This window comes from Frisingicoccus sp. (assembly GCA_016298055.1).
Classification (GTDB): domain Bacteria; phylum Bacillota; class Clostridia; order Lachnospirales; family Lachnospiraceae; genus Frisingicoccus.
This window is the reverse complement of the sequence record JAEDDO010000220.1, coordinates 1-2,819: the sequence shown is the minus strand read 5'-3', so window position 1 is coordinate 2,819 and position 2,819 is coordinate 1. Positions and strand designations below refer to the sequence as shown.

Here is a 2,819-nt window from a genome sequence, read left to right as displayed (position 1 = left end):
CTTAAGGAACCAAGGATCAATTTTTGTATTTTCTCAGGTGTTTTTGATAGAATACCAAATTTCGACAATTCTGTCCAGAAATGTGACTTTGTGCAAAAAACATGCAACCAGACAAGCCTGTGAACATAATATAAATCAAAACCAAATAAAAATAATATATGGAGGCAAAATATGAGTGATTTAGCTGCTACAGGCTGCGGAAATAACGATTGTGGATGCGGAGGCAATGCTTTAGGATTTTTTAACGGTGATAACTGCTGTTCCATCATCTGGCTTATTATTATCTTCAGTTTACTGAATAATAATGACTGCGGATGCAACATCGGTATGCATAACGGCTGCGGATGTGACTGGATCATTATCCTCATCCTGTTCTCCTGCTTCTGCAATAACGGAAACGGCTGCTGCTGATTCTTATCATCACACAAAAGAAGGGGTGCTTTAAGCACCCCTGAGATTTTAAAATCCAGAATGGAGGTAAAAATTTGTCTGACAACATAACACCTCTTCCATGGACAGAAATTGATGAGAAAGCTTTTCATGGAATATCCCAAATACTTAAAGCTTCTGTGTCTTACATGGATCCCTCTTCCGGAAAAATGTTGGCCATGTTGGCCCGAATTCTGGAATTAAAACAGACAATGGAATTATTCGACCAGGAACAGCTTACGATCTGTTCTCTGCCCGGCGGCAATCGCCCGGGAATTGAAGAGATCCTGAAGGACATCCGCAAATACTGTGCGCCTGCCGAAGCCGAGCAGATCGATCAGTTTCTGAACATACTGAACGCTGTCCGTTTATATAATCAGTATAATGAACTCACAAAAAATACCGATTTTTCAAGTATGATGAATCAGATCAATCAGATGAAAAATATGAATATGTCACCGGAGCAGCTGAAAATGATTCAATCCCTTCTTCATGCCCAATCCGGTTCTGCTCCGGATAACAGTTAAATTAAGGGACAGGTCCCATCGTGACCTGTCCCTGTTTCTGATTAAACCATCATATGGAAAAACATACTGAGCTGTTCTTCTTCAATCTGTCTGTCGAGATCCCATATCTCCACGGTACCATCGGAATAATCCGCTATATCTCCCACATGGATCTTAGGAGGAAAAAGTCTCCGCGGAAGTCTCAGTGTCGCATCTTCGGCTTCACAGATCACTTCATTCTCCTTAATTTCACCAATAACAATCTTCATAACACTCTACCTTTCTGCCTATGTATTCGGATCAGATATACTGCATACGTTCAAAATACCGCATTAAAACATCGGCACAGTTCTCGATTCCCCACTTGGATGTATCGAGAATGACATGATAATTGCTCACATCGCCCCATGTTCTTCCGGTATGCTGATAATAATATTTTTCACGCTCTTTGTCTGTTGCCTCGATCCGTTTTAAAGCTTCCTCATATGAAAGCTGATCCTGCTTCATGATACGCTGAATACGGTCTTCTTTTTCGGCACATACATAAATGTTAAATACATTGGACTGATCTTTTAAAATTTCAGATGCACATCTGCCAAGGATAATGCACGGATGTTCTGCCAGCTCCCGGATAGCTTCTGCCTCAGTGTCATAAGAGTTCTTTCGAATCTCCTGTTCCACATCCACCTTGTCATAAACCGGAATATCCAGTCTTTCGGAAAGTTCTTTTGCAATAACGCTGGCACCTGTACCATAGCGACGGCTCATAGTAATAACTAACTGCATAGATGCGCCCCCCTTTATCTGTAATTTTTTCTCCAGATTCTATCATAAGGCACTTGTGCCTTTTTGTCAAATTTTAAGTGGATGAAAATGGACGCTTGCATAATATTTTGACTCGGGTATCATGTATTCCATCCGGGATACATATACTATACGAAAAAAGAGCTGAGGTTTTTTATGAAGAAAAGAGCAACTTACATAAAGAGAGCAAAACTATTGCTTTTATTCCTTGCCGCTTATTTTTCCGGGTATGGGATTGCTGCAATCAGTCGTCTCGTACGCCCTGAAGCGGTTGCTGCTTCTGCGGAAGGTAATTGGGGATTAAGTTTCCAACAGGAAGGTGAGCCGCCGGTTGCCAATGCATCCGCAGAGGAACTTGCCGTCTATAACGCCTACTATGCGAAGATAACCGAAGAAAAAGTTATCTATCTTACATTTGATGCCGGTTATGAAAACGGACATATGCCGGCAATTCTTGATGCCTTGAAAAAACATCAGGCACCGGCCACTTTCTTTGTTGTCGGTAACTATTTAAAAGATAATCCGGATCTCATTTCCCGGATGGTCAGTGAAGGTCATACAGTTGGCAATCATACCTTCAGTCATCCGGATATGTCTAAAATATCCACTCTTGAAAATTTTTCAAAAGAACTGTCGGAAAATGAAAAACTCTATGAAAAAATCACCGGTCAGCCGATGACAAAATATTATCGTCCGCCACAGGGAAAATACAGTGAAGCCAATCTTCAGATGGCCAAGGAACTCGGTTATAAGACTTTCTTCTGGAGTCTGGCCTATGTGGACTGGTACGAAGATAAACAGCCATCCCACGAAGAAGCTTTTGATAAACTTCTCGGCCGCATTCATCCCGGGGCCATCGTACTTCTTCATAGTACATCGGCTACCAATGCGGAAATTCTTGATGAGCTTCTGACAAAATGGGAAGCTATGGGATATGTTTTTAAAAGTCTCGATGATTTTTCGTGACCAGATAATATGCCGCCGTACAGGCGCACACCTGTACAGCGGTTTTTAGTATTCAAACAATCATCTCGTTTCGCTGACAATTTTATAATAGGCTCTAGAAGTTGCCATATAAAA

The 2,819-nt window shown here is 41.4% G+C and carries 5 protein-coding genes; 3 read left to right on the top strand and 2 right to left on the bottom strand.

Annotation, left to right across the window (positions count from 1 at the left end; translation table 11 throughout):
• Positions 1-171: 171 nt before the first annotated feature.
• Positions 172-411, top strand: coding sequence for a chorion class high-cysteine HCB protein 13 (locus tag QZZ35_RS10820; protein ID WP_291237413.1), 240 nt, complete (start codon positions 172-174; stop codon positions 409-411).
• 74 nt (positions 412-485) lie between these two features.
• Complete coding sequence (locus QZZ35_RS10815) at positions 486-956, top strand: hypothetical protein (protein ID WP_291234995.1); 471 nt, start codon at positions 486-488, stop codon at positions 954-956.
• Positions 957-997: 41 nt separating this feature from the next.
• Here QZZ35_RS10815 and QZZ35_RS10810 read toward each other — a convergent pair whose 3' ends face one another.
• Together QZZ35_RS10810 and QZZ35_RS10805 are read right to left on the bottom strand one after the other, a co-directional pair.
• On the bottom strand, positions 998-1,204 hold the full coding sequence (locus QZZ35_RS10810; RefSeq protein WP_291234994.1) for a hypothetical protein: 207 nt from the start codon (positions 1,202-1,204) through the stop codon (positions 998-1,000).
• A gap of 31 nt (positions 1,205-1,235) precedes the next feature.
• A complete protein-coding gene (locus QZZ35_RS10805; RefSeq protein WP_291234993.1) occupies positions 1,236-1,721 on the bottom strand; it encodes a cytidylate kinase-like family protein in 486 nt (161 codons plus the stop codon).
• A 174-nt stretch (positions 1,722-1,895) separates the two neighbouring features.
• Between QZZ35_RS10805 and QZZ35_RS10800 the strand changes: the two genes are divergently transcribed.
• The gene (locus tag QZZ35_RS10800) at positions 1,896-2,705 is read left to right on the top strand and encodes a polysaccharide deacetylase family protein (protein WP_291237412.1); all 810 of its coding nucleotides are present in this window, start codon (positions 1,896-1,898) and stop codon (positions 2,703-2,705) included.
• The last annotated feature ends 114 nt before the right edge of the window (positions 2,706-2,819 follow it).

What these genes read in the sequence shown, in the direction of transcription:
- QZZ35_RS10810 (WP_291234994.1), bottom strand. Translation starts at nt 1,204, where the DNA reads ATGAAGATTGTTATTGGTGAAATTAAGGAGAATGAAGTGATCTGTGAA.
- QZZ35_RS10820 (WP_291237413.1), top strand. Translation starts at nt 172, where the DNA reads ATGAGTGATTTAGCTGCTACAGGCTGCGGAAATAACGATTGTGGATGC.
- QZZ35_RS10805 (WP_291234993.1), bottom strand. Translation starts at nt 1,721, where the DNA reads ATGCAGTTAGTTATTACTATGAGCCGTCGCTATGGTACAGGTGCCAGC.
- QZZ35_RS10800 (WP_291237412.1), top strand. Translation starts at nt 1,896, where the DNA reads ATGAAGAAAAGAGCAACTTACATAAAGAGAGCAAAACTATTGCTTTTA.